18 protein-coding genes are annotated in these 22646 nt (G+C 37.7%); 7 read left to right on the forward strand and 11 right to left on the reverse strand.

Annotated elements, in window-relative coordinates; genetic code table 11:
• The first annotated feature begins 5 nt into the window (after positions 1–5).
• From B9T35_RS07510 to B9T35_RS07525, 4 genes are all read left to right on the forward strand, one after another.
• Positions 6–2729 carry a toprim domain-containing protein gene (locus B9T35_RS07510; RefSeq protein ID WP_086190501.1) on the forward strand — a complete coding sequence of 908 codons (2724 nt, stop codon included), beginning with the start codon at positions 6–8 and terminating at the stop codon, positions 2727–2729.
• A 69-nt stretch (positions 2730–2798) separates the two neighbouring features.
• Positions 2799–3053, forward strand: a complete 255-nt coding sequence (locus B9T35_RS07515) for a hypothetical protein (protein WP_086190502.1) — start codon at positions 2799–2801, stop codon at positions 3051–3053.
• Positions 3054–3055: 2 nt separating this feature from the next.
• Positions 3056–3343: a hypothetical protein gene (locus B9T35_RS07520; RefSeq protein WP_086190503.1), complete on the forward strand. Its 288-nt coding sequence runs from the start codon at positions 3056–3058 to the stop codon at positions 3341–3343.
• A 2-nt stretch (positions 3344–3345) separates the two neighbouring features.
• Entirely contained in the window at positions 3346–3627 is a 282-nt protein-coding gene (locus tag B9T35_RS07525; protein WP_086190504.1) for a pyocin activator PrtN family protein, read from the forward strand.
• 12 nt (positions 3628–3639) lie between these two features.
• Here the strand turns inward: B9T35_RS07525 and B9T35_RS07530 are convergent, their stop codons facing one another.
• Positions 3640–4818, reverse strand: a complete 1179-nt coding sequence (locus tag B9T35_RS07530) for a tyrosine-type recombinase/integrase (protein WP_086190505.1) — start codon at positions 4816–4818, stop codon at positions 3640–3642.
• A gap of 117 nt (positions 4819–4935) precedes the next feature.
• Between B9T35_RS07530 and dusA the strand changes: the two genes are divergently transcribed.
• The gene (gene dusA / locus B9T35_RS07535) at positions 4936–5961 is read left to right on the forward strand and encodes a tRNA dihydrouridine(20/20a) synthase DusA (protein WP_086190506.1); all 1026 of its coding nucleotides are present in this window, start codon (positions 4936–4938) and stop codon (positions 5959–5961) included.
• Between the two features lie 80 nt (positions 5962–6041).
• Here dusA and B9T35_RS07540 read toward each other — a convergent pair whose 3' ends face one another.
• The 10 genes from B9T35_RS07540 to B9T35_RS07585 form a co-directional block, all read right to left on the reverse strand.
• Entirely contained in the window at positions 6042–6551 is a 510-nt protein-coding gene (locus B9T35_RS07540) for a hypothetical protein (RefSeq protein ID WP_086190507.1), read from the reverse strand.
• 125 nt (positions 6552–6676) lie between these two features.
• Positions 6677–7441 carry a ThiF family adenylyltransferase gene (locus B9T35_RS07545; protein WP_086190508.1) on the reverse strand — a complete coding sequence of 255 codons (765 nt, stop codon included), beginning with the start codon at positions 7439–7441 and terminating at the stop codon, positions 6677–6679.
• 72 nt (positions 7442–7513) lie between these two features.
• On the reverse strand, positions 7514–8281 hold the full coding sequence (locus B9T35_RS07550) for a hypothetical protein (protein WP_086190509.1): 768 nt from the start codon (positions 8279–8281) through the stop codon (positions 7514–7516).
• A 103-nt stretch (positions 8282–8384) separates the two neighbouring features.
• Positions 8385–11141 carry an aconitate hydratase AcnA gene (gene acnA, locus B9T35_RS07555; RefSeq protein WP_086190510.1) on the reverse strand — a complete coding sequence of 919 codons (2757 nt, stop codon included), beginning with the start codon at positions 11139–11141 and terminating at the stop codon, positions 8385–8387.
• A 123-nt stretch (positions 11142–11264) separates the two neighbouring features.
• Positions 11265–12086: a TatD family hydrolase gene (locus B9T35_RS07560; protein ID WP_086190511.1), complete on the reverse strand. Its 822-nt coding sequence runs from the start codon at positions 12084–12086 to the stop codon at positions 11265–11267.
• Positions 12086–13090 (reverse strand): RsiV family protein, encoded by a 1005-nt coding sequence (locus B9T35_RS07565; protein ID WP_086190512.1) that lies wholly within the window; start codon positions 13088–13090, stop codon positions 12086–12088. The genes B9T35_RS07560 and B9T35_RS07565 overlap by 1 nt, the downstream gene beginning before the upstream one ends.
• Before the next feature lie 91 nt (positions 13091–13181).
• Positions 13182–13979, reverse strand: coding sequence for a hypothetical protein (locus tag B9T35_RS07570; RefSeq protein ID WP_086190621.1), 798 nt, complete (start codon positions 13977–13979; stop codon positions 13182–13184).
• Positions 13980–14126: 147 nt separating this feature from the next.
• On the reverse strand, positions 14127–15719 hold the full coding sequence (locus B9T35_RS07575; protein ID WP_086190513.1) for a peptide chain release factor 3: 1593 nt from the start codon (positions 15717–15719) through the stop codon (positions 14127–14129).
• Between the two features lie 196 nt (positions 15720–15915).
• Positions 15916–17982, reverse strand: a complete 2067-nt coding sequence (locus B9T35_RS07580) for an EAL domain-containing protein (RefSeq protein ID WP_086190514.1) — start codon at positions 17980–17982, stop codon at positions 15916–15918.
• 206 nt (positions 17983–18188) lie between these two features.
• Positions 18189–20375: a carboxy terminal-processing peptidase gene (locus B9T35_RS07585; protein ID WP_086190515.1), complete on the reverse strand. Its 2187-nt coding sequence runs from the start codon at positions 20373–20375 to the stop codon at positions 18189–18191.
• A gap of 193 nt (positions 20376–20568) precedes the next feature.
• Here B9T35_RS07585 and nagZ point away from each other — a divergent pair, with 193 nt between their 5' ends.
• Positions 20569–21588 carry a beta-N-acetylhexosaminidase gene (gene nagZ / locus B9T35_RS07590; protein ID WP_086190516.1) on the forward strand — a complete coding sequence of 340 codons (1020 nt, stop codon included), beginning with the start codon at positions 20569–20571 and terminating at the stop codon, positions 21586–21588.
• 118 nt (positions 21589–21706) lie between these two features.
• Positions 21707–22561: a class I SAM-dependent methyltransferase gene (locus tag B9T35_RS07595; RefSeq protein ID WP_086190517.1), complete on the forward strand. Its 855-nt coding sequence runs from the start codon at positions 21707–21709 to the stop codon at positions 22559–22561.
• Positions 22562–22646: the final 85 nt, after the last annotated feature.

The raw sequence follows: 22646 nt of genomic DNA on the forward strand, positions 1-22646 counted from the left end.
TTTAAATGGATCTTCAACGTCGTATCGATGACAGACTCAACCAACTTTTTAACTTTAAAAGAGTCGGTGAATGGTATCGCCAAGGTCGGTGTCCAAACTGTAATGAAAAAGAACTCTACACCCATGCAGAAACACCACGCATGGTGAAGTGTGGACGCATCAACAAATGTGGCTATGAAGAATACGTTAAAGACATCTGCGAAGAGTTTTTTAAAGATTGGTCAGAGTACCATCCAAGAACTGCAGAAAATCCAAATGCTGCAGCAGATGCATATTTAAAAGATGGACGTGGCTTCGACCTTAAAAACCTAAAAGGACGTTACAGCCAAGAACTATACCAATCTCCAAAAAATAAAAGTCTGGTCAGTGCCACAGTACGCTTCCAACTAGCTGAAGGTATTTATTGGGAACGCATCATAGACAGACCAGATCGTTTTGGTCGTCAGAAAGCCAATTTCATTGGCAAATGGACAGGCTTAGCATGGACAATCCATGAGTTGGACCAACTCTGCCATGCAGGTAGTATCTGGATCACAGAAGGCATCTTCAACAGCATTGCCCTGTCACAGTCTGAAATCATTAGCATCAGTAATATGAACAGTGGAAATTATCCAACGCAAATGTTGGATGCCATTAATAAACGCTGTCATGAACTCAATAAAGATAAACCTCGTTTAGTTTGGGCTTTAGACAATGATCATGCAGGTAAAAAGTTCCTCACCAAACACCACAAACAAGCAATAGATACAGGTTGGATCTCAACAGCTGCGCTCCCTCCTGTACCGATCAATGGCAAATCATTAGATTGGAATGACCTTTTCCAACGAGAACAACTAAACGAAAAAGACCAGGATAAATACCTCCATTACGGCAAGCTTCAAATTGTAGAAACACCTGAGGAAGCAGGACTACTCATCTACAATTTTTATGGAAGTAACCTCAGTAAATTCTTTTTTAATCATCGCTTCCGCACCTACTGGTGGGAACTCGATTATGAAAAATACAACAAAGCCATTCAATACGTGGAAGAAAGCCAACAAGAACAAATGCTCTCAGAAGAAGAAATTCGTATTAAGGCATTAAAAACCTGTTCATCAGCCAAAGAGATCTGCAATGCACAACTAGAACCACTATATTTCCAACGCAATGAAATCACAGATGAATCATGGTACTACTTCCACCTACAAAGCCCGTGGGGCGAAACTAAAACGACCTTTACAGCAGAACACATGGCATCACGAAGCAAATTTAAACCCCGTGTCATGTCAGTGCTTTCAGGTGCAATGTGGACAGGTAGTGACCAACAACTCGAAACATTTATTAAACGTAAAACTGAAAAATTACGTGAAGTAAAAACCATCGACTTCATTGGTTATAGCAAAGATTATCAAGCCTACATCTTTGATCAATACGCTGTGCATAAAGGGCAAGTTATCCACAAAAATGAACATGATTTTTATAAAACAGGAAAAAAAGAGCTTAAATCCTTAGCCAATTCCCCTGTCATTCACCTCAATCCAAAGAAAGAATTTCAAGCCACATGGTGGAAAGACTTCTACTCATTAAATGGCGCAAATGGTTTAGTCATTCTTGCATGGTGGACAGGCACATATTTTGCCGAACAAATTCGAGCACTCAACTCCTCATACCCATTCTTTGAGTTTGTCGGTCAAGCCGGTGCAGGTAAATCAACCCTACTCGAATTACTTTGGAAATTCAGTGGGCGTGAAGCCTATGAAGGTTTTGACCCAAATAAATCCACCAGTGTCGCAATCTATCGAAACTTCGCTCAAGCATCCAATATGCCCATAGTTCTCATTGAAGGAGATCGCAACGATCAAAATGGTAATGCCCAAAAAGCCAAGTTTAGTTGGGATGAACTCAAAGATGCATTTAACGGTCGAGCAATCCGTTCTAAAGGCTTAAAAACCGCAGGTAATGAAACGTATGAGCCACCATTCCGTGGTGCAATCATGATTAGCCAAAACACGCCCATTCAGGCCTCTGAAGCAATACTTTCCCGTACCTTGCACATTACAGTGACCACCAAAGGACATAATTTAGAAAAGAAACGAATTGCCGATCGTCTATCCCGAATTTCACTAGAAGACGCATGTACCTACATGACGCATTGCTTAAAAAGTGAAGCCAAAATTATGCAAACATATACAGAAAATATCCAGGCACTCGAAGAAGAGTTTCATCAAAAAGGCATTACCCATACCCGTATCGCTTTGTGTCACGCACAAGTATCAGCAATGCTCGATGCACTTGAGCAACACGTTTTAAAAGATGTGATAAATCTAGAAGAAATCTGCGACGCAAAACGAATACTAGAAACAATGGCACGGGAACGTGTAGAACAACTGGGGAGTGATCATCCGATGGTACAACAGTTCTGGGATGCCTTTGAATATATGAATGTCAGCCGTAGCGCATCATTTAATTTAAACCATCATGATCATGATGCCCAATGCATCGCAATCAATCTCAATGAAGTCTACAAAGTTGCAGCTCGAAACTATCAATCACTGCCCGACATCAATGAAATGAGAACCTTACTACGCTCAAGTCGACGCTATAAATTTTTAGAAATGAATAAACCAGTGAAGTCCAAAAACTTCCCTGCAGATGAAGTTAAAAATGCCACGTCTGATATCCGTGAACGTGTTGTGAAATGTTGGCTATTTACCAATCCTTATTATCAACCCAATACTACATCCAAATAATTTTTAAAGCGCACATACAGAAGCGGTCACTTCTGCATGTGCTACATCACTAAGTCTGAGGACTAAACAATGCAAAATGATTCTAACGTAAAAAGAATACAACCTGAAACTTCTGTTTCAAATGCTGTGCTTACACCCCATCAAATTCATCCAAACTTTTTTAAAGTTGTAAAATACCGCCAAAGAGTCAATCCTATTATTCAACCAAAATTCGAAGATGCCTTACCACTCTCTAAAAGAGAAATTGAACAGCGCCAAAAATGGATTGCTCGTCAGCTTTTGACATTAGCAACAAATCCAAGCAATGCCGTATTGGGAGCATAAGAATGTCAAAGAAAATTAAACCTTTTAGACAAACTCGTGGCGGTTGGTGGCCATGTGAAGAACAAGTGCTGATTTCAATGTTACAAGATCATTATCCAGTGAAATTTATTGCAGAAGTGCTAAATCGTGAAAGAATGGGAGTGCATGCAAAAATTGCAGTCATGCAACGCCAAGAAGGAAAAAGAAAAGGCATTACAATTGAAGATAAATTTTTAAATCGGTCTAATATATCGGGTGCATTAATTGAAACAAATTTCCAAATTGAAAAAACATATCAAGGAGTCGCATAACAATGGCTAAATTTGCACCAACAATGAATACATATCAAATGCTATTCATTCGCTATATGTCTCCTGTTATTTCACTGGAAACAGTAGTAAAAGACTACCTAGTGCATATGTCCATTGAACATGCAAAACGACTAGGCAGCAGACAAGAATTACCCTTTCCTGTTGCTCGTCTTGGTGAAAAAGGTAAAGCCAGTTGGGTCGTTAATCTTTCAGATTTAGCCGTGTATATCGATAAACAAACCGCTATTGCACAACAAGATCATAAAGCGATGCATAACAATTAAATTCATAAGCCTCTATTTAGAGGCTTTAATTTTTCTAATGGGTGTATTTGCTGCATTTTCTATTGCTTCAGGGTAATCCAATACTTCCCTTCTAATAATATCTAAATTCACATAACGCTTTAAGCTATTCCAATCATCATGCAAAGTGTATTGTTGAATCTGAGGAATAGTTTTCCCTTGCTCTGCTAAACGTGTAGCAGCTTCATGCCGAAGATCATGAAAATGTAAACCATCAATACCAAGGGCATTACGCAACCTTCGCCAATTTTTATCAATTGCTTCTGTTCTAAATGGCACTAAATACTGACCATCTCCACCACGCTGAAGCATTCGCTTTCTAACTTTGGGTTTAAGCAACTCTTTAATAATTAATTCCGCAGATTCAGATACGACAAACCACTTATCATTGCCTTTAGAACCATTCGGATGTTTTATTCCTTCTATAAACCATTTTTGATGATCTCTATCGTAATCTTTGATTTTTAAACGGACTAATTCATTTAACCGACGCCCAGTGTAAATGCACAACCAAATAAGCAAATACATAGGTGCACCGACATAATGACTACCATAATTAAACTCATAAAAACTGGTGGTCGTCAGCTCTTGAAGTTCATTTGTAGTAGGCAGCCTATTTCGCTCTTCCGAATCACCAATAATTCGAGCTTTGCGTAAACCCTTTACTGCTTTTTCATATTCCAAAATATCAATTTCAACTCCCCAAACTAAATCAGCATGATCCAAAACTGATTTAATACATTGAAATTCAAAATTGATTGTTGCACCCACTACAGGTGCTAACTCGAAACTATGATTACTGTAGCCCTGAGCCCGACGTTGAGCATGCTCACCAAAATTTGAACGTTTCAAGCTATCCAGTTGTAAATCTGCAATATCAAATTTTTGGATTTGCAAAAGCGTAAACTTCTTTGTTCTGCCATAATCAGTGACTTCAGACATATATTTAGAAATCGCATTCGCCAAAGACATCGACAAAGATGGTTTATTATTTGACAAAAGCTCAGGATTCTTTTCTAATTTGTCTTCAATTTTTCTAATCCAGCTTTTCGCAAGCGTACGAGTGCTGAAAGTTTCAGTCTCGAAAAACTCAATTTCTTTCTTCCGAATTTTTATTACTGCTTTATAGCGGGTACCTTTAGTCTTCGACTTTAGCTCTGTGATATAACCCATTTTGCTACTATTTTTTAAATGAAATAATTTAGTAGCAGTATAGTTGCAATTACATACATAAAATACTGGAAAGTTTGTAAATACGCATGAAAATTGCAGTAATCAATAGGTGCCTAAATGACTGATTTACAACAAAACGTAGATGTACCAAAGCTTCCACGTATTTCGGTTGCGCCTATGATGGATTGGACGACCAAAGACTATCGTTTTTTTGCTCGTTTGTTTAATCCAAACGTGATTATGTACACTGAAATGGTGACGACAGGTGCAATCCTCTTTGGCGGAGCAAACCGTCATTTAGATTACAATAATGAAGAGCATCCTATTGTGTTACAGCTTGGTGGGTCAAATCCGAAAGATCTAGCAGTATGTACAAAGATGGCACAAGATTGGGGCTATGACGAAGTTAACCTGAATGTCGGTTGCCCAAGTGACCGTGTGCAAAACAATAAAATTGGCGCATGTTTAATGGCTGAGCCAGACTTAGTAGCTGAATGCATTGCTGAAATGCGTAATGCGGTTGATATTCCAGTCACGGTAAAGCACCGTATTGGGATTGATAATATGCAGTCTTATGAAGAGATGTTGCATTTTGTCGATACAGTTGCAAAAACAGGCTGTGATAATTTTATCGTGCATGCACGCATTGCCCTGCTTCAAGGTTTATCACCAAAAGAAAATCGTGATGTTCCACCTTTACGCTATGAAGATGTCTACCGTTTAAAAAAAGATCGTCCAATTTTACTGATTGAGATTAATGGCGGAATTAAAACCTTCGCTGAAACTCAAGAACATTTAAAACATGTTGATGGTGTAATGATTGGTCGTGAGGCGTATCACAATCCATATTTATTGGCTGAGCTTGGGCAATTATGGAGTTTAGCAGCACCTGATCGTTTCGACATTATGGATCAAATGCTGCCATATATTGCTAAACGCATGGAAGAAGGCGCTCCGCTTTCCATTATTACGCGTCATATTCTGGGTTTATTCCAAAACTTACCGGGCGCACGTAAATGGCGTCAGGCTTTAAGCGGTGGTAATGCTAAAACTTTTGCTGATGTTGAAAATGCCATCATGGGTATCAAAGAAGCGATTAAACGTACAGAAGATTACTTACTCGAAAAGTCGATAGTTGAATAGTCTGTTAAATGAAATATATTCATTCTTAGTATCTTTTTTCTAAACACTTGAACCCAAAAAGCGAGCAATTTAGCTCGCTTTTATATCTGATGGCAACCTTTCACCAGTCTACGTTTTTGAATATTTGTTGTGCAATGCCTTTTTTCTGTTTTGACATCATAACGACTGGATATATATTTACCTGCAACGTCCTTACTCATACTTTGATTGTTTTTAAAATATGCAGTGACTGTACATCCTTGTTGATCAGGCGTTAGGAGTATTCTTTCGACGTACTTTCCATCAACTTTTAAGTCTGTATTGAGTTCTAAAACACGATTCATATTCTGAAAATCTTCAGATTCAGGAACACGTTGAATATTATCAAAATTACATGCTTTTAAGACATCCTTTTTATACTGATACATCGCCCAGCCAAATAAAGAATGAGTATTATGAATCATATCATTCGCTTCATTAACTTGTTTCATTGCTTTAAAGTACTGAGCAGTTGAATAAATATAATAACCAATACCTATAGCAAGCAAAATCATCACAGCAATTCTTGTAAAATCTACTTTATGTCGATCATCTGGATTTATTGTTATCATTTTTAGCCTTGTATTTATCTTTAGAGTTTCAAAGCCAATTCAGGAGATTAGACTTCTTACATAAAGCTTTTTTATTTCCCCTATTCAGAAAAATAAAAATCTTATGCAAGATGTCTATTCGATTTTTAAGATTTAATTTTATCTAACTTTTTCAATACTTCAGCCACAGCAATCATCGCAAAACTAGAAGTCACTACAACAGCTGAACCATATCCACCACAGCGTAATCCTGCATTTGCACAGACATCAGCACTGGAAAAAGGATTATCAATTGAATACACACAGGTAATGCCAAATTTTTCTTTTGCTTTTTTACAGATACCTAGACCACGCAATTGTGTACGCAGTTTTGCCAACATCGGATCTTGCTCAGTTTTAGATAAATCAGCAACTCGGATTTTTAGAGGATCTAATTTTCCACCAGCTCCACCCGATACAATCAACGGAATTTTGTTAAAACGGCAATGCAACATCAGCGCTAATTTCGCTTTGACATCATCAATGCAATCTAAAACGACATCTGGCATATTCGCCAAAATGTCTTTAACATTTTCAGGTGTCAAATAATCATCGATCAAATTGATTTTAATTCGAGAATTAATTTGACGACAGCGCTCTGCCATTACTTCAATTTTTTCATACCCTAAAGTTGAAGTAATTGCAGGCAATTGACGATTAATATTCGATGCTGCAATTGAATCCATATCAACTAAAGTCAATTCAGCAATGCCTGTTCTTGCTAAAGCCTCTACAGCCCAAGAACCGACACCACCGATACCAATAATCATGACATGACTTTTTTCATAATGTGCAAATGTATCATCACCATAAATTTTGGCAACACCTGCAAAACGGCGGTCATATTCATCATCTTGGGGAAGTTCGTTCATTCTCTATCTATCAAAAGCAAAAACAGTCGAATATATTTTAGCAAATTCGACATAATTGAAGAACACTTAAAATCACCATGCTTTTGGAAATTGGATCGCATTGGCTTTATTTGAATTTAGCGTATAGGTTTTACGTTGATGAATCAATTTTATTTCTGAGTCAGATACTTTAGAAATAAAATTTTGATATTCATATTTCACTTTCCACTCATAAGGCGTGGAATATTCTATTTGGGTATTCAATGTATACTCATCATGGCACTGCTCCCCTGCTTTTTTATAATCTTCCTCAGAAAAACAAGCCCTAATCATTCGATACATCGACAAAGGAACATTTTGGAAAACCTGTTGATATTGCCCATTTGCTTTGAGCTGTAAAAAATCAGCGACTTCTTCATTCATTCCACCACCTGAATATCCCTCATTCCACTCTTGCACAATACCTACAGCATATGCTTTATCAGTGATTTTAAATAATTTTGGAAAAATAGATACATGATTAATCTCATCACCTTCATCGTATGATGCCCAACGTGGACGCTGTGTTTTAGGTTGATAATTAGAAAAATCCCATTGATTGAGCACTGTAAACATTTGCTTATTCTGTTCAATTTGGAACAGTTTTAAATTTGAAATGAGATAGTTTTGATTGGTTTTTTGCTTAACCTTATAAAATTTCCAATCATTTTTATTCCCACATTCTTTAGGTAGTTGCTGACACAGTTGTTGGCTCAACTGATTTGTTATTTGTTGTTTTTGAAAATTTAGAGTTTCAATCTGAGCAAAACTCAAACTAGGTAATATCGATACGATTAAAATGATACTTTGATTTCTGATCATACGAATTCAGTCATTAAATACATTAATTCAATATGACGTAATTTCCCTCATAAAAAAAGCCCTGCATTATACGCAGGGCTTGGAGAACCACATATTCAATCTTTTAAGAAGCAATCAAATTACGTAATACATAATGTAAGATGCCACCTGCCTTAAAGTATTCCACTTCGTTCAAAGTATCAATACGACATAACACTTTGAAACGATCTATTGAACCGTCTGCACGTTTAATCTCCACTTCCAAGCTTTGATGAGGCTGAATATAATTCGACAAGCCATGAATCGAGATTTGCTCCTGCCCTGTTAAGTTTAATGAGAATCTAGTTTGACCATCAACAAACTGCAGTGGTAAAACCCCCATACCGACTAAATTTGAACGATGGATCCGCTCAAAACTTTCTGCAATCACCGCTTTTACGCCAAGAAGATTGGTTCCTTTTGCTGCCCAATCTCGGGATGAACCTGTGCCATATTCTTTACCTGCAATGATGACTAATGGCGTTCCATCTTGCTGATATTTCATTGCAGCATCATAAATCGCCATTTTCTCTTCAGTGGGTACATAAAGCGTATTACCACCCTCTTCACCGCCAAGCATTTCATTTTTAATTCGAATATTCGCGAATGTACCACGCATCATCACTTCATGATTACCACGGCGTGAACCATAGGAATTAAAATCTTTCGGTGCGACACCTTGCTCTTGTAAATAGCGACCTGCTGGACTGTCTTGCTTAATATTACCTGCAGGAGAAATATGGTCGGTGGTCACTGAATCGCCTAATACAGCAAGGATTCGAGCATTCTCAATATTTTTAATCGGTTTTGCAGGTTTATCTATGCCATCAAAGAATGGTGGATGACGAATATAAGTTGAATCCTCTGCCCATTCATAGGTCTGGCTTTGTGGAATCTGTATAGATTGCCATTGCGCATCGCCATCAAATACAGCGGCATATTCTTTATGGAACATCTCTGTATTTACTTTTTGTAAGACCTGATCAATTTCAGCCTGACTTGGCCAAATATCTTTCAGATAAATCGCTTTTCCATTCTGATCTTCACCCAAAGCTTCTGTTGTAATATCTTTACGAATCGTACCTAGCAAACCAAAAGCAACCACCAAAGGCGGTGACGCTAACCAATTGGTTTTTACCAATGGATGTACACGACCTTCAAAATTACGATTCCCTGAAAGTACGGAAGCCACATTTAAGTCATAACATTGAATTGCATCTTCAATTGGTTTTGGTAAAGGACCCGAATTACCAATACAAGTTGTACAACCATAACCGACAAGGTTATAGCCCAACTGATCAAGATAAGACATTAAACCTGAGGCTTCTAAATAATCCGTCACCACTTTAGAACCGGGAGCCAGTGAGCTTTTCACCCACGGTTTCCGTTGTAATCCTTTCTCTACCGCTTTCTTCGCCAACAACCCTGCGGCAAGCATCACACTTGGATTAGAGGTATTGGTACATGACGTAATCGCTGAAATCACCACATCACCATGCACCAATGGATACCGTTTTCCATCAATCACGCAATGCGGATCTTCATTTTGTATAGACGATTGTTTTGCATCAATCGCTGCACCTGCACCACCTTCATTGACTAGACGTTCTTTCTCAACTTTGGCAGGTTTTAAATCCAACTCCATCACCGCATCAAAAGTACTTGGAATATCTTGTAAAATCACACGATCTTGCGGACGTTTTGGCCCTGCAACGCTCGCAACCACAGTTGCCATATCTAGTGTTAACGTATCAGTAAATAGAGGTTCATCCCCTGCATAACGCCATAAACCTTGTTCTTTGCTATAGGCTTCAACCAAGGCAATTCGATCATCCTTACGTCCAGTTAAACGCATATATCCTAAGGTAACATCATCCACAGGGAAGAATCCACAGGTTGCACCATATTCAGGTGCCATATTGGCAATGGTTGCTCTGTCCGCAAGGGGTAAATCAGCAAGACCATCACCATAGAATTCAACAAATTTTCCAACAACACCTTTTTTACGTAACATCTGAGTAATCGTTAAAACCAAATCTGTTGCGGTAATTCCTTCTTTTAATTTTCCTATCAGCTTAAAACCAATCACTTCAGGAATCAGCATGGAAATTGGTTGTCCCAACATGGCTGCTTCGGCTTCAATACCACCAACGCCCCATCCTAAAACACCCAAGCCATTAATCATGGTCGTATGTGAATCTGTTCCAACCAACGTATCTGGAAAAGCATAGGTCTTTCCATCGCTTTCACCCAACCATACTGCTTGCGCCAAATATTCCAGATTTACTTGGTGACAAATACCTGTTCCCGGTGGTACGACACTAAAGTTATCAAATGCTGATTGTCCCCAACGTAGAAATTGATAACGCTCACCATTACGTTGCATTTCAATCTCAACATTTTCTTCAAAAGCCTGATCTGTTCCAAAATAATCGACCATCACAGAATGGTCGATGACCAAATCTACAGGTGAAAGTGGATTAATTTTTTCAGGATCAGCACCTGCCTTTTCTACCGCAGCACGCATTGCAGCCAAATCTACAACTGCAGGCACACCTGTAAAGTCCTGCATCAATACACGTGCTGGGCGATATTGAATTTCCTGATCTGACTTTTTGGATTTCTGCCAATCAACAATGGCTTGAATATCTTCTTTTTTGACCGTGAGATCATCTTCAAATCTGAGTAGATTTTCGAGCAAGACTTTCAAAGACTTCGGTAATTGAGAAAATTCAGCAAGCTGTTGTTGCGCTGCTTTCAAACTGAATATTTGATAGTTTTTTGATCCAACAGTTAACTGTTTTAAGGCTTTAAAGCCATTGATATGACTGTACTTTGCCATAGGTAATCCTCCGGCTTGGCATGAAATTTTTATTAAGCTGTTGTTAAGTACTTGTTCTAATTTATGCTTAATTTAAAGTTTGAATGTTATTGATTGGTTAAGATTTGAGAATGAAAGCTGAACTTAGCTTAAACCAAGTGCGATATGTGAATTAAGCCATAATTGTTGCGCTAACTTTTCTTTTGATACCGCCAAACTCTCAGCTAAACCTTCTAAAACATAAGGCAAATTTACTGGGGTATTCCGTGTTCGAAGCTCATGTGAGGTTTGACAACAAAGCGGTGTCATATCTGGACAATCAGTTTCCAAAACCAAATGTTCAAGACCAACGGCTTGAACTACAGCATGTAATTTTTTTGCATTGGGATTGGTAATTTGCCCTGTCACACCCATTTTAAAACCCAATTTGATCAATGCTTTCGCCTCTTCCACACCACCACTAAAGGCATGTGCAATACCACCATTTTTAAAATGATGCTGTTTGAGAATAGATAAAACATCCGCATGAGATTTACGGATATGTAAAAGAATCGGTTTATCAAATTGTTGAGCAAGCTCAATCTGTGCTGAGAAAAAATATTTTTGCTTTTGGAAAATTTTTATTTGCTTATGTTGAGCAAAAAAAGTATCTAAACCAATTTCACCAATCGCAACACAATCCTCCATTTTTAAAATATTTTCCAAATCGACTAAATGTTGAGTTTGATGTTGTTCAATATAAAAAGGATGTAAACCAGGTGCTAAATAACTTTTCGGGGCTTGATCCAAGTGATTCAACTCGTGATGAATATCAATTAAATCATGAAACCGTTCTTGTAAAAACCCAATCAAAATCAGTTTTTCCACACCTACTGCTTTTGCTTGATACGCCAATTGCTCCCGATCTTGATCAAAATCAGGTACATCAAAATGTGTATGCGTATCAAACAAAGCATAATCAGGCATTATGATTTAGCCTTTGCCTCAGTAGCGATAACTGAAGAAGTTGGCTGATCAACTTGAACATCAGCAGGTAAATATTCTGTTTTTATAATGGTTTTGAGTTGATCATAAGGAATGACCAAACGGGGTAAACCAACCACATAAGGGCCAATTTCATATTCGCCATATTGTAAAATCAAACCTTGTTTACCCAAATAAAAGTTATCTGACAGTTTAAATTTCCAAACTTGCTCATACTCAGCCATATTGTCTGCCAGCTTAGATTCCATCACCCAAACTTTAAATGCTTCATACGCAATTTTGTTCAGATTGGCTTTTTGATTCGGCTGAAGAATACCATCTAACTCCACTTGCTTTTGGTGTTTTAAATCAAAGTTAAAATAAGTTTGGGATGATGAACCATGTGCACCACCCAAATAGCTACTGCTGTTCAATACAACGGTCGCCAAAGGACCTTCTGAATTTAAAATTTTAGGACTGACCATCACATTAATTTTACCACTTGCACCTAAAGTTTTAAGCTCTTTATCTAAAGCTAAAAATGCCGTGAGATACGGTTGTACTTTTAAACTGAGTTCTTGTGCAGGCGTATTGGCGATTTTATTGGCCATCGCCGCCGTACTACTTGCGACTTGATCAGGATCTTTCTGATCTGATTTATTTTTTTCTTTTTCAGCTTGAATCTTCTTACTTTGATTACTGATATCTAAAATATGATCCAAATTTTTCAAAATAGCTTGATCAATAATATTATCAACAACAAACTGATTGGTATGCAAGCGATCTACAGAAAAATCAGGGCAACGATTGCCATCACAATCTGGCATCTCTAAAACCAATTTTTCAGTATTACCTTCCAAGCTTAATTTTAGGTCTTGTGTTTCTGAGGCACTGGTTTGATCAACCTCTTGATCCTGTTTTTTTTGCTCCAGCTTGGGCTGACATGCAGACAATGCCAACGCTGAAATAAGTACAGCCCCAACCAAAGTACTTTTATTTTTAAACATTTCACAAACCTTACACAAGATTTAAAATCAATTACTGTTCAACAGCCTAGCGCTTAAAACTTAAATGCTCAATTCAGTTTTGTATCTAAAATTAAAACATTTTATGAAAGACTTCAGGCTTTAAAATATTTTGAGTGTGTTCTTTTGAAAAATAAATATCCAGTTGCTTACCATCTGCCACAATTTCACTGGCACGGTAATGTAAACCGATCCCTTCACCATCAAAGAACCAATCGGCTTGCCCCCAATATAATTTTTTAGGTGCTGCTTTTTTCACAACCTTATCTTGTTGATTCAACCATTCTTGATATTTTTCTTGTACTAATTCATTCATTTTATTTTGTTTATTGGCTTGAATGACATCAAGTACACTTAAATTTTTCTTTAACTTACGATCAGCAACAAAAAAATACTGACGTTCTTTGACTGAAATATCTTCTTGCTTGGTATCTACAGAAAGCTGTAGTAAAACGAATTGATTACGCTGTGAAGCAATACGCGTTGTCATATGCAATTCATAAGCTTTATTTTTATTAAATTCTTGTTGCCAAACATCAGACTTCTTCACATAAGCATTAATCGCCTGTTGTAAGGTCATGCTTTGCTTTGAGCCAATTTGATTTTGAATGACCGTAGATTGGTTATTGGCAATCCATTGGTTCAACCATGAGTCTTGTGTTTTGATGGTCTGAATATTGACTTCAATACAATTTTTCTTTTCACAAAATGGTAAAGCATAAACCGCTTTCGCTTCTTGCATATTCAAGTAAGGTAATACTTCAGCCTTTTCTTGTAGTTTTGCCTGAGTTGTATCTGGCTCAGTTTTTTCTTTTTTAGAATCGCATGCACTCAAAACCAAAGCACTGAAACAAAGTAGCAATATCTTCATTTTAGTATTGTGCTGTGCCGTGTTTTGTACTTGAGCCTTGAACATACCAGATTCCCTTCATCTTTTAGATAGGTTATTTTGATACAAAAACAGCTTCTCTAGGAAGCTGCTTTTACATTTTAATTTGCTAATTCAAACAATAAGGCATCAATGCTCACGTGTCGCACGGAATTCAATATCAGGATAACGCTCTTGCATAATCTGTAAATTTACACGACTTGGTGCAAGATACGTCAAGTGACCACCACCATCTACAGACAATTGGTCATGTGCCTTTTTCTTAAATTCATTGAATTTCTTTTCATCAGCACAAGAAACCCAACGCACTGTATTAATGTTGACGGGCTCATACATACAATCAACTTTGTATTCTTCTTTCAAACGATACGCTACAACATCAAACTGAAGTACACCGACAGCACCGACAATCAGATCATTGCTGATTTGTGGCATGAAGACCTGTGTTGCACCTTCTTCTGAAAGCTCTTTTAAACCCTTTTGTAGTTGTTTAGATTTCAAAGGATCTTTTAAACGAACACGACGGAACATTTCAGGTGCAAAGTGTGGAATACCTGTGAAATGTAGATTTTCACCCGAAGTAAAAGTATCACCAATTTGAATCGTACCGTGGTTATGTAAACCAATAATATCACCCGGCCATGCTTCTTCAAGCTGTTCACGCTCACCGGCTAGGAACGTTAAGGCATCACTAATACGGATATCTTTACCGAGACGAACATGATTCATTTTCAAACCTTTCTCATACTTACCTGAACAGATCCGCATGAATGCAATACGGTCACGATGTTTCGGATCCATATTGGCTTGAATTTTAAATACAAAGCCTGAAAAACCTTCTTCAACTGCTTCAACAGTACGTTCTTGTGTCGGATGTGCTTTTGGTTCAGGCGCCCATTTAATGAAGGCATCCAAAACATGATCCACAGCAAAGTTACCCAATGCTGTACCAAACAATACAGGGGTCTGACGCCCTGCTAAGAACTCTGCATGATCAAGTGGATCATTTGCCATTTGCACCAATTCAAGTGATTCTTCAAATGCAGCGAACGCTAGCTCACCTACTTTTTCACGTAAATCTGGATAATCATAACCATCACGAATTTCAATTTCTGTAATGGTTGAACCAAAACCAGCTTTATACAGATAAAATTTTTCTTCTAACAGGTTATACACGCCTGCAAAATCACGCCCTGTACCCATTGGCCATGTTAATGGGACACAACTGATTTTAAGTACATTTTCAATTTCATTTAATAATTCTAATGGCTCACGAATTTCACGGTCCATTTTGTTGACGAATGAAATAATCGGTGTATCACGCATACGACACACTTCCATCAATTTAATGGTACGTTCTTCGACACCTTTTGCACCATCAATTACCATCAATGCTGAGTCAACAGCTGTTAATGTACGGTATGTATCTTCCGAAAAGTCTTCATGTCCAGGTGTATCAAGAAGATTAATTACATGCTTTTTAAAAGGAAATTGCATTACAGAGGTCGTGATTGAAATACCACGTTCTTTTTCCATTTCCATCCAGTCAGATGTCGCAGCACGATCAGACTTACGGCTTTTCACCATACCTGCAACCTGAATCGCCTTACCCCATAACAGTAGTTTTTCTGTCATAGTGGTTTTACCAGCATCGGGATGCGAAATAATCGCAAAAGTGCGGCGTTGAGCGACTTGAGTCGCTAGTTCATCTTTAAAGCTCATGGAAAATACCTACTGCACATTTGCAGCACTAAGATCAAAGTTGATCAATATTAAAAATTGGCGATATTGTAGCAGATCATCCAGCAATGTGGATGAAATGCGATGTGCAATAGAAAGGAGTTCTTTCATGCGCATTTAAAATGCGATATGAGAGAAATATTGAATTTAGATAGCTAATGCACGTTATTGATATCGACTACAAATTTTTATAGTTTTCTTCTAAGCGATCTACAGGTAACGGCATTCCCAAAAGATAGCCTTGTAATTGCTGACAACCCAAGCGTTTTAAAATTTCTGCCTGCTGTTCTGTTTCAACGCCTTCAGCAGTAACCACTAAACCAAGACGAATCGCAAGTTGAATAATACTTTCTAAAATAATTTCTTCTTTTGAACCTGAAGTTAAATCCCGAATGAATTCACGATCAATTTTAAGTTCATCGACAGGAAGATCTTTTAAATACAAAAAGCTAGAATGCCCTGTACCAAAGTCATCAATGGCTAATTTAATACCTAAATCACGCAGTTTTTCAAATGTTGAAATGCTGGTGTCAATATGATGCATTGCTGTAGATTCAGTGATTTCAATAATCAAACTACCTGAGCTTAACTGATACTTTTGAATCAAATTTTTTAAAGTCTCAATCAAATGCTTATGTTCAAACTGTACAGCTGATAAGTTGACTGCAATCGGACCTAGCTCATAACCTTTCTTTTTCCACGACTGAATCTGCATTCCCGCTTGTTCTAAAGCCCAATAGCCCATACGAATGATTAAACCTGTTTGCTCAGCACCTTCGATAAACATACTCGGGGCTAATAAACCTAGGCTTGGGTGTTTCCAACGAATTAAAGCTTCAACACCACAAATTTTATAATCAGCTGTAAATTTTGGTTGATAGAACAAAATAAATTGTTGTTCCTCAACCGCTTTATACAAGTCATTAATCAATTTTGACTGGCTACGACTGGTTTGTTGTTGCGCAAGTGAATGGTTAAAAATACTATAAGTATTCCGCCCTTGCTCTTTCGAGAGCATCATTGCTGTATCAGCATTAATCAACAAATCTTGTAAATTATGTCCATGCTCAGGATAAAATACGATACCAATACTGGCGGAAATATTAATTTCTCGACCTGAAACATGGAAACTTTCTTGAATGTTTTGCAACAGTAAATTGGCAATTTCTTCAGCTTGTTGTTGGGTTGACTGTTCCAAAATTAATAGAAATTCATCCCCACCCAAACGAATCAGCTTTTGATGATCATTTAATAAGACATGCAGTCTCTGTGCTAATTTAACCAATAACTCATCACCAATATGATGTCCAAATGCATCATTCACTGACTTAAAGCGATCTAAATCGATATAAATAAAAGTGATTTTACTTTCACCATCTCTATAGGTGGTAAAAAGTGAGTTTGTATAATCAAGTAAAAATAATCGATTTGGTAATTTGGTTAAATTATCTTGTAAAGCCAAATTTTCTAATTCTTTATTTGCAGAAAGTAACTGTAAATTTCGTTCTTCTAAGCGTAACTCTAAAATAGCAACAGCAAATGCAGCAACCAAAATTAAACTGCTGATAAAAATCATCGCAAATAAAATTAAACCCTGCCCCTCATGGAAATGATTGAGTAAATGCTCACTCTCATGGATCGGGTAGAAAGATGCTGCGGCCATTCCTGTGTAATGCATACCGACAATACTGAGTGCAATCATGAATGACACAGCAATTTTTAAAAACTGTTTATGTTGTACAGCTTTTTTATACTTAAAGGTTAACCAGAATGAAAGCCCTGAACCACTAATCCCGATTAAAATAGAGAAAACAACCAAAAATGGATCATAGTAAATTTCATGCATTGGAAGTCTGAGACCCATCATTCCAACATAATGCATGCCAGAAATACCTAGCCCTAAAAGCAAAGCACCTAAAAGTAAACGGAGTATAGGTAAAGTATCTCGTGTGGTTAACCAAATAGCGAAAGTAGAAGCGACTGCAGCGATCACATAAGAAAAAAACGTTAACCCAGGATCAAAGGAATAACCTTCAGGTAAATGGCAAGCAAGCATACCAACAAAATGCATCGCCCAAATTGCAAAACCAAAGACCATACCACAAGCACAGAGTATAACTTTTTGAAGCTTTGCATTATTTTGCTTAAAAATGAGTTGCTCTAACGAAATAGCCAAGTAACAGATGATCACTGCAACAAAAGCAGAGCCTATTACTAGATTACTGTCATAACTCATATGAATCATAAAAAAACACTTCCAAATGGAATCCGTTATTGTTATTCGAAACCCCAAAAATATAACGCATAACTGCGATAAAGTTCACTTTTTCAAAGAACTCTAAATCATCTTAAAATATCACTATCTCATTGAAGGTCAAGTTATTTCTAATGATCTGAATAAAAAAAGAGCATATCTTGATATGCTCTTTTTAATATAACTAAACAGTGAAATTAATTATTGTTTTTTAGCTTTGCTAAATCCAATAAAACATTTGAGGCTTCAGTCACAAAAGTCTCCTCTTCTGGTAAAGGAAGTCGCTGATTAGCTTTCATCTTCGCTCTAGATTCAGCCAAAGCATCTAAAGAAGCCTGATAGCTTTCCCAATTTGAATAAGGTTTTTGACCTGTTTCAGCACGACGTTTATTTTCAGCTTGCAGTGTTTTTAATTCCAAAGCATTCAATTCAGCTTTACGTTGATCAATATCCAGAACGATTTTTTTCTGATCTTTGGTCTGTTGTGCAATGGCTTTACGTGTTTGTAAATATTCAAATTGAGGATCTTGAGCAACACGTTTTTGCGATAAGCCATCCAATTGCGGTACATATTTTTGAATTTCGCCATCACGCTTGAATGGAGCAGTTGGAATGGTATCCCATTTCAACGCATTCTTCGCTTTACGCTCACCAAACTCTTCATCGTAAATATCAACCAGTTTTACATCTGGAATAACGCCTTTATTTTGCGTACTTCCACCCGTTACACGGTAAAATTTACGCTGCGTTAAGGTTGCTTGACCATAAGCCAAACTATCCAACTGAACTTGCGCTGTTCCCTTACCTGTCGTGGTACTTCCAATGATGACACCACGGTCATAATCTTGAATTGCGGCAGAATAAATTTCACTTGCAGAAGCAGAAGCCAAATTAATCAATACAGCCAACGGACCTGCATACGTCTGTGCGCCACCATCTGTGTCTTCAAATACGCTGACATTACCATTACCATCACGAATTTGAACCACTGGACCTTCTTTAATCACCTGTCCAATCATCTTCGCCACTTCTTCAAGTGAACCACCAGGGTTATTACGTAAATCAATAATAATCCCTTCAACTTTTTGATCAGACAACGACTTCAATGCTTTATTGGTATCTTCAGCCACTGAACGATAATCTGCACCTGCACGGCGTGCACGGTAGTTCAAATAGAATGAAGGAATTTCAAGTACACCAAATTTATGCTTTTGACCATCACGTGTTACTTCTACTGTACGGCTTTTTACACCTGCATCTTCTTCTTGAATTACATCACGTGTCAACGTCACCACACGTGCTTGATTCATAGATGCACCTGCACCTAATAATTTTACAGCAACCTTCGTACCGCGCTTACCACGAATCAACCCGACAATTTCAGAACTTGGCCAACCAATCACATCCACCATTTTGTCGCCATCTTGCGCCACACCAATGATGCGATCACCCGATTTTACTTGCCCTGATTTACTTGCAGGACCACCATCAACAATGGTTTCGATCTTGGTATAATCTTCATTACCACGATCTGGACGAATCGAAACACCAATCCCTTCAAGTTGCAACGTCGTTTGACGATTTAACTCCATTGCATCTAATGGTGGGAAATAGTTACTGTGTGGGTCGTAAGTCAATGTCATCGAGTTTAAAATTTTCTCTAAGACATCATCACTCTTAACACGACCAATACGCTCTAACTGACGTGTATAACGCTTTGTTAAGGTTTGCACAGGTGTTAAATCTTCTGAAGCCGTTAAGTCCTGCCCATTGGCAAGTGATGGATCATCTTTTAAAGCTTTTTGCTTCGCTTGTTCTTCTTGTTTAGAAATATTTAAGTTGATGAGTTGAGAGACCAACATCTTGCGCCAATAATTATCTAACTCAGTTTTAGAGCTAAAAAATGGTGCTTTCTCTCGATCTGTGTCAATAAACTCATTCGGTTGATTCAAATTTTGCGGTTTTTTCAACTCTGCCAACATGAACTCATAGAAGTTTTTTAAACGCTCACGATACTGGGCATGAATGGCATAAGGACCCGATAAATTACCTGCCTTCAACGAAGCGCCTAACGTTGCACCATATTGTTTTTTATATTGTTCAACTTCTGAAGCTAAAAATAATGAATGCTCTGGATCTAAACTATCGATGTACATATCTAAAATACGATTAGAGGTATTGGCATCTAAACGCATATTCAAATAATGCTGACGATCAACTAAAGTCGCTAACTGACGAGTGACAAGGGCTTGTTCTTGAGTCGGTTGAATCGATTGAGAAACAGCAGTTGGATTAGTTTCGGCCATAGCTTGATTGATGGTATGGGTAAAAAATAAACCACCAGTCGCAATAGCAACGGCGCAAGCGAGTGTTTGAAGTTTCATAAATTCTTTGTACTTCCTTGGATTTCCAATTTCTACGTTGTTTTTCAATATGAAGTCAACAGATTCAAAATCTTAAACAACTTTATCTGTTTATGTCGTGTAGTTTTATCATAATCTGTACTGACAAAATGTAGCAAATCATTGCAAAATTCGAGTATTGTTTCTTTTTTAAAAATACAACCACGGATTTTTTATGATCGGCGCATTGATGCTAGACATCGCAAGTACAGAACTTACTCAAGAAGATATTGAACTATTACAAGCTCCGCAAGTCGGTGGCATGATTTTATTTGCACGAAATATCGAATCTCCTGCTCAAGTTCGTGCTTTAACCGATCATATGCGTCAAATCCGTCCTGATATTCTCATTGCGGTCGATCAAGAGGGTGGTCGGGTTCAACGCCTTAAAAAAGGGTTTACCTTACTACCTGCTATGGGACATTTTGGTGAACTTTACTTAACCCAACCTGAAAAAGCACTCGACTTAGCAGAACAATCTGGTTGGTTGATGGCAACAGAAGTTCTTGCTGTCGGGATTGATTTTAGCTTTGCACCTGTTTTAGACATTAATGATGTCAGTGACGTGATTGGTGACCGTGCCTTTGCTCAAAATGTTGCTGATATTGTTCCACTCGCAAGTGCATTTATGAAAGGCATGCAACGTGCAGGTATGGCAACCACAGGTAAACACTTCCCCGGTCATGGCTCAGTAAAAGTAGATTCCCATGTTGCAGCAGCGATTGACCTAAGAAGTTATGAAGAAATTTATAACAATGATATGCAAAGTTTTATCAAACTTCAGCCTCAACTCGATGCACTGATGCCTGCACATGTGATTTATGAAAATGTTGACCCAAATCCTGCTGGATTCTCACCTTTTTGGATTCAAAATGTACTCCGTCAGCAATTAAAATATGATGGCGTACTCTTCTCCGATGATTTAACTATGCAAGCGGCATGCGTTGCAGGTGGCGCAGATGCGCGTATTCGTGCAGCACTAGATGCAGGTTGTGATATGGGGCTTGTGTGCAACCACCGTGAGTCTGCATGCACAGCATTGGAAGGGATCAAAAACTTCGCCCTTCCTAATCAAGAACGTTTGGAGCGTATGCGTGGCAAAATTCCAAATATTCACATTGCTGAACAACTGGATTTAGGAAAAGAATGGCAATCTGTCAAAAAAGCCATTGAAGAGTTTAAAAATACTCGTTAAAACATGAAGGAACATCTGAGATGTTCCTTTTTTGATTTTTGAATCAAATATTGAAAGCCATTGTAAAATCGTATCAAATTCAATAAACATTATAGAAAAACAAAAGTTAAGGATAACCATGACTGAGCAACAGCTGTCAAAACATCGCCATATTTCATTTACAGCGCATTACACAGGCTATATTTGGTATCAGATGGGGATTTCACACCCTTTACTGGCTACGGCTAAGGGTAAGTCCTTAGCTTATATTGCTCACCCTATCGAAAGCTGGGCTGAAAAATATGTGGGTGGCAGTATGCGTACTACGTTAAAAGCACGGCATACCATGTTGGATGATCATCTTAAACAACTGATTGAACAATATCCCAATTTACAAGTCTTGGAAATTGCGGCAGGTTTATCACCACGTGGATGGTGGTTTAGACAGCAATATCCTGATATTGATTATCGCGAACTAGATTTACCTGATATGGCACAAACCAAACAAGATGCCTTAAAAAAAATTGATCCCAATAGCCCTAATGTCCTTTCAGTCGATTTATTTACAGAGGATTTTAAAAAAGCATTTGATGAATTTGACCCAAATCTACCATTGGTGATCATCAGCGAAGGTTTAATTAATTATTTTGATAAAGCCTTGCTACAGCAATTGATCCAATCTATTGCACTCTACGGCAAAGAATTTAAAGCCTTACACTATTTGACTGATTTATATCCTGAACCAGTGAAAAATAAACTCGCTAAAGTTATTTGGAACAGCAGTAAACTATTGAAAGTCATGTCACGCAGTGCCTTCAGTTTTCACTTTACCAGCCCTGCTGAAGTACGTGAATTTTTTCAAAATTCAGGATTTAATCACGTTGAAGTGATTCAACCTAAAATCTACTTTAATGAAACAACAGATACGCCTAGACTTAACCCTGAAGAGCATTTAGGTGACTTGGTCTGGATGATTCAAGCAACACTAAAATAATATTGATAGTTTAAATTTAAGCACAAAAAACCAGTCAAATTTGACTGGTTTTTTGAATACTATTTAACTTAAAGACAGAATATAT

It is taken from the genome of Acinetobacter sp. ANC 3832, from assembly GCF_002135415.1.
Taxonomy (GTDB): Bacteria; Pseudomonadota; Gammaproteobacteria; order Pseudomonadales; family Moraxellaceae; genus Acinetobacter.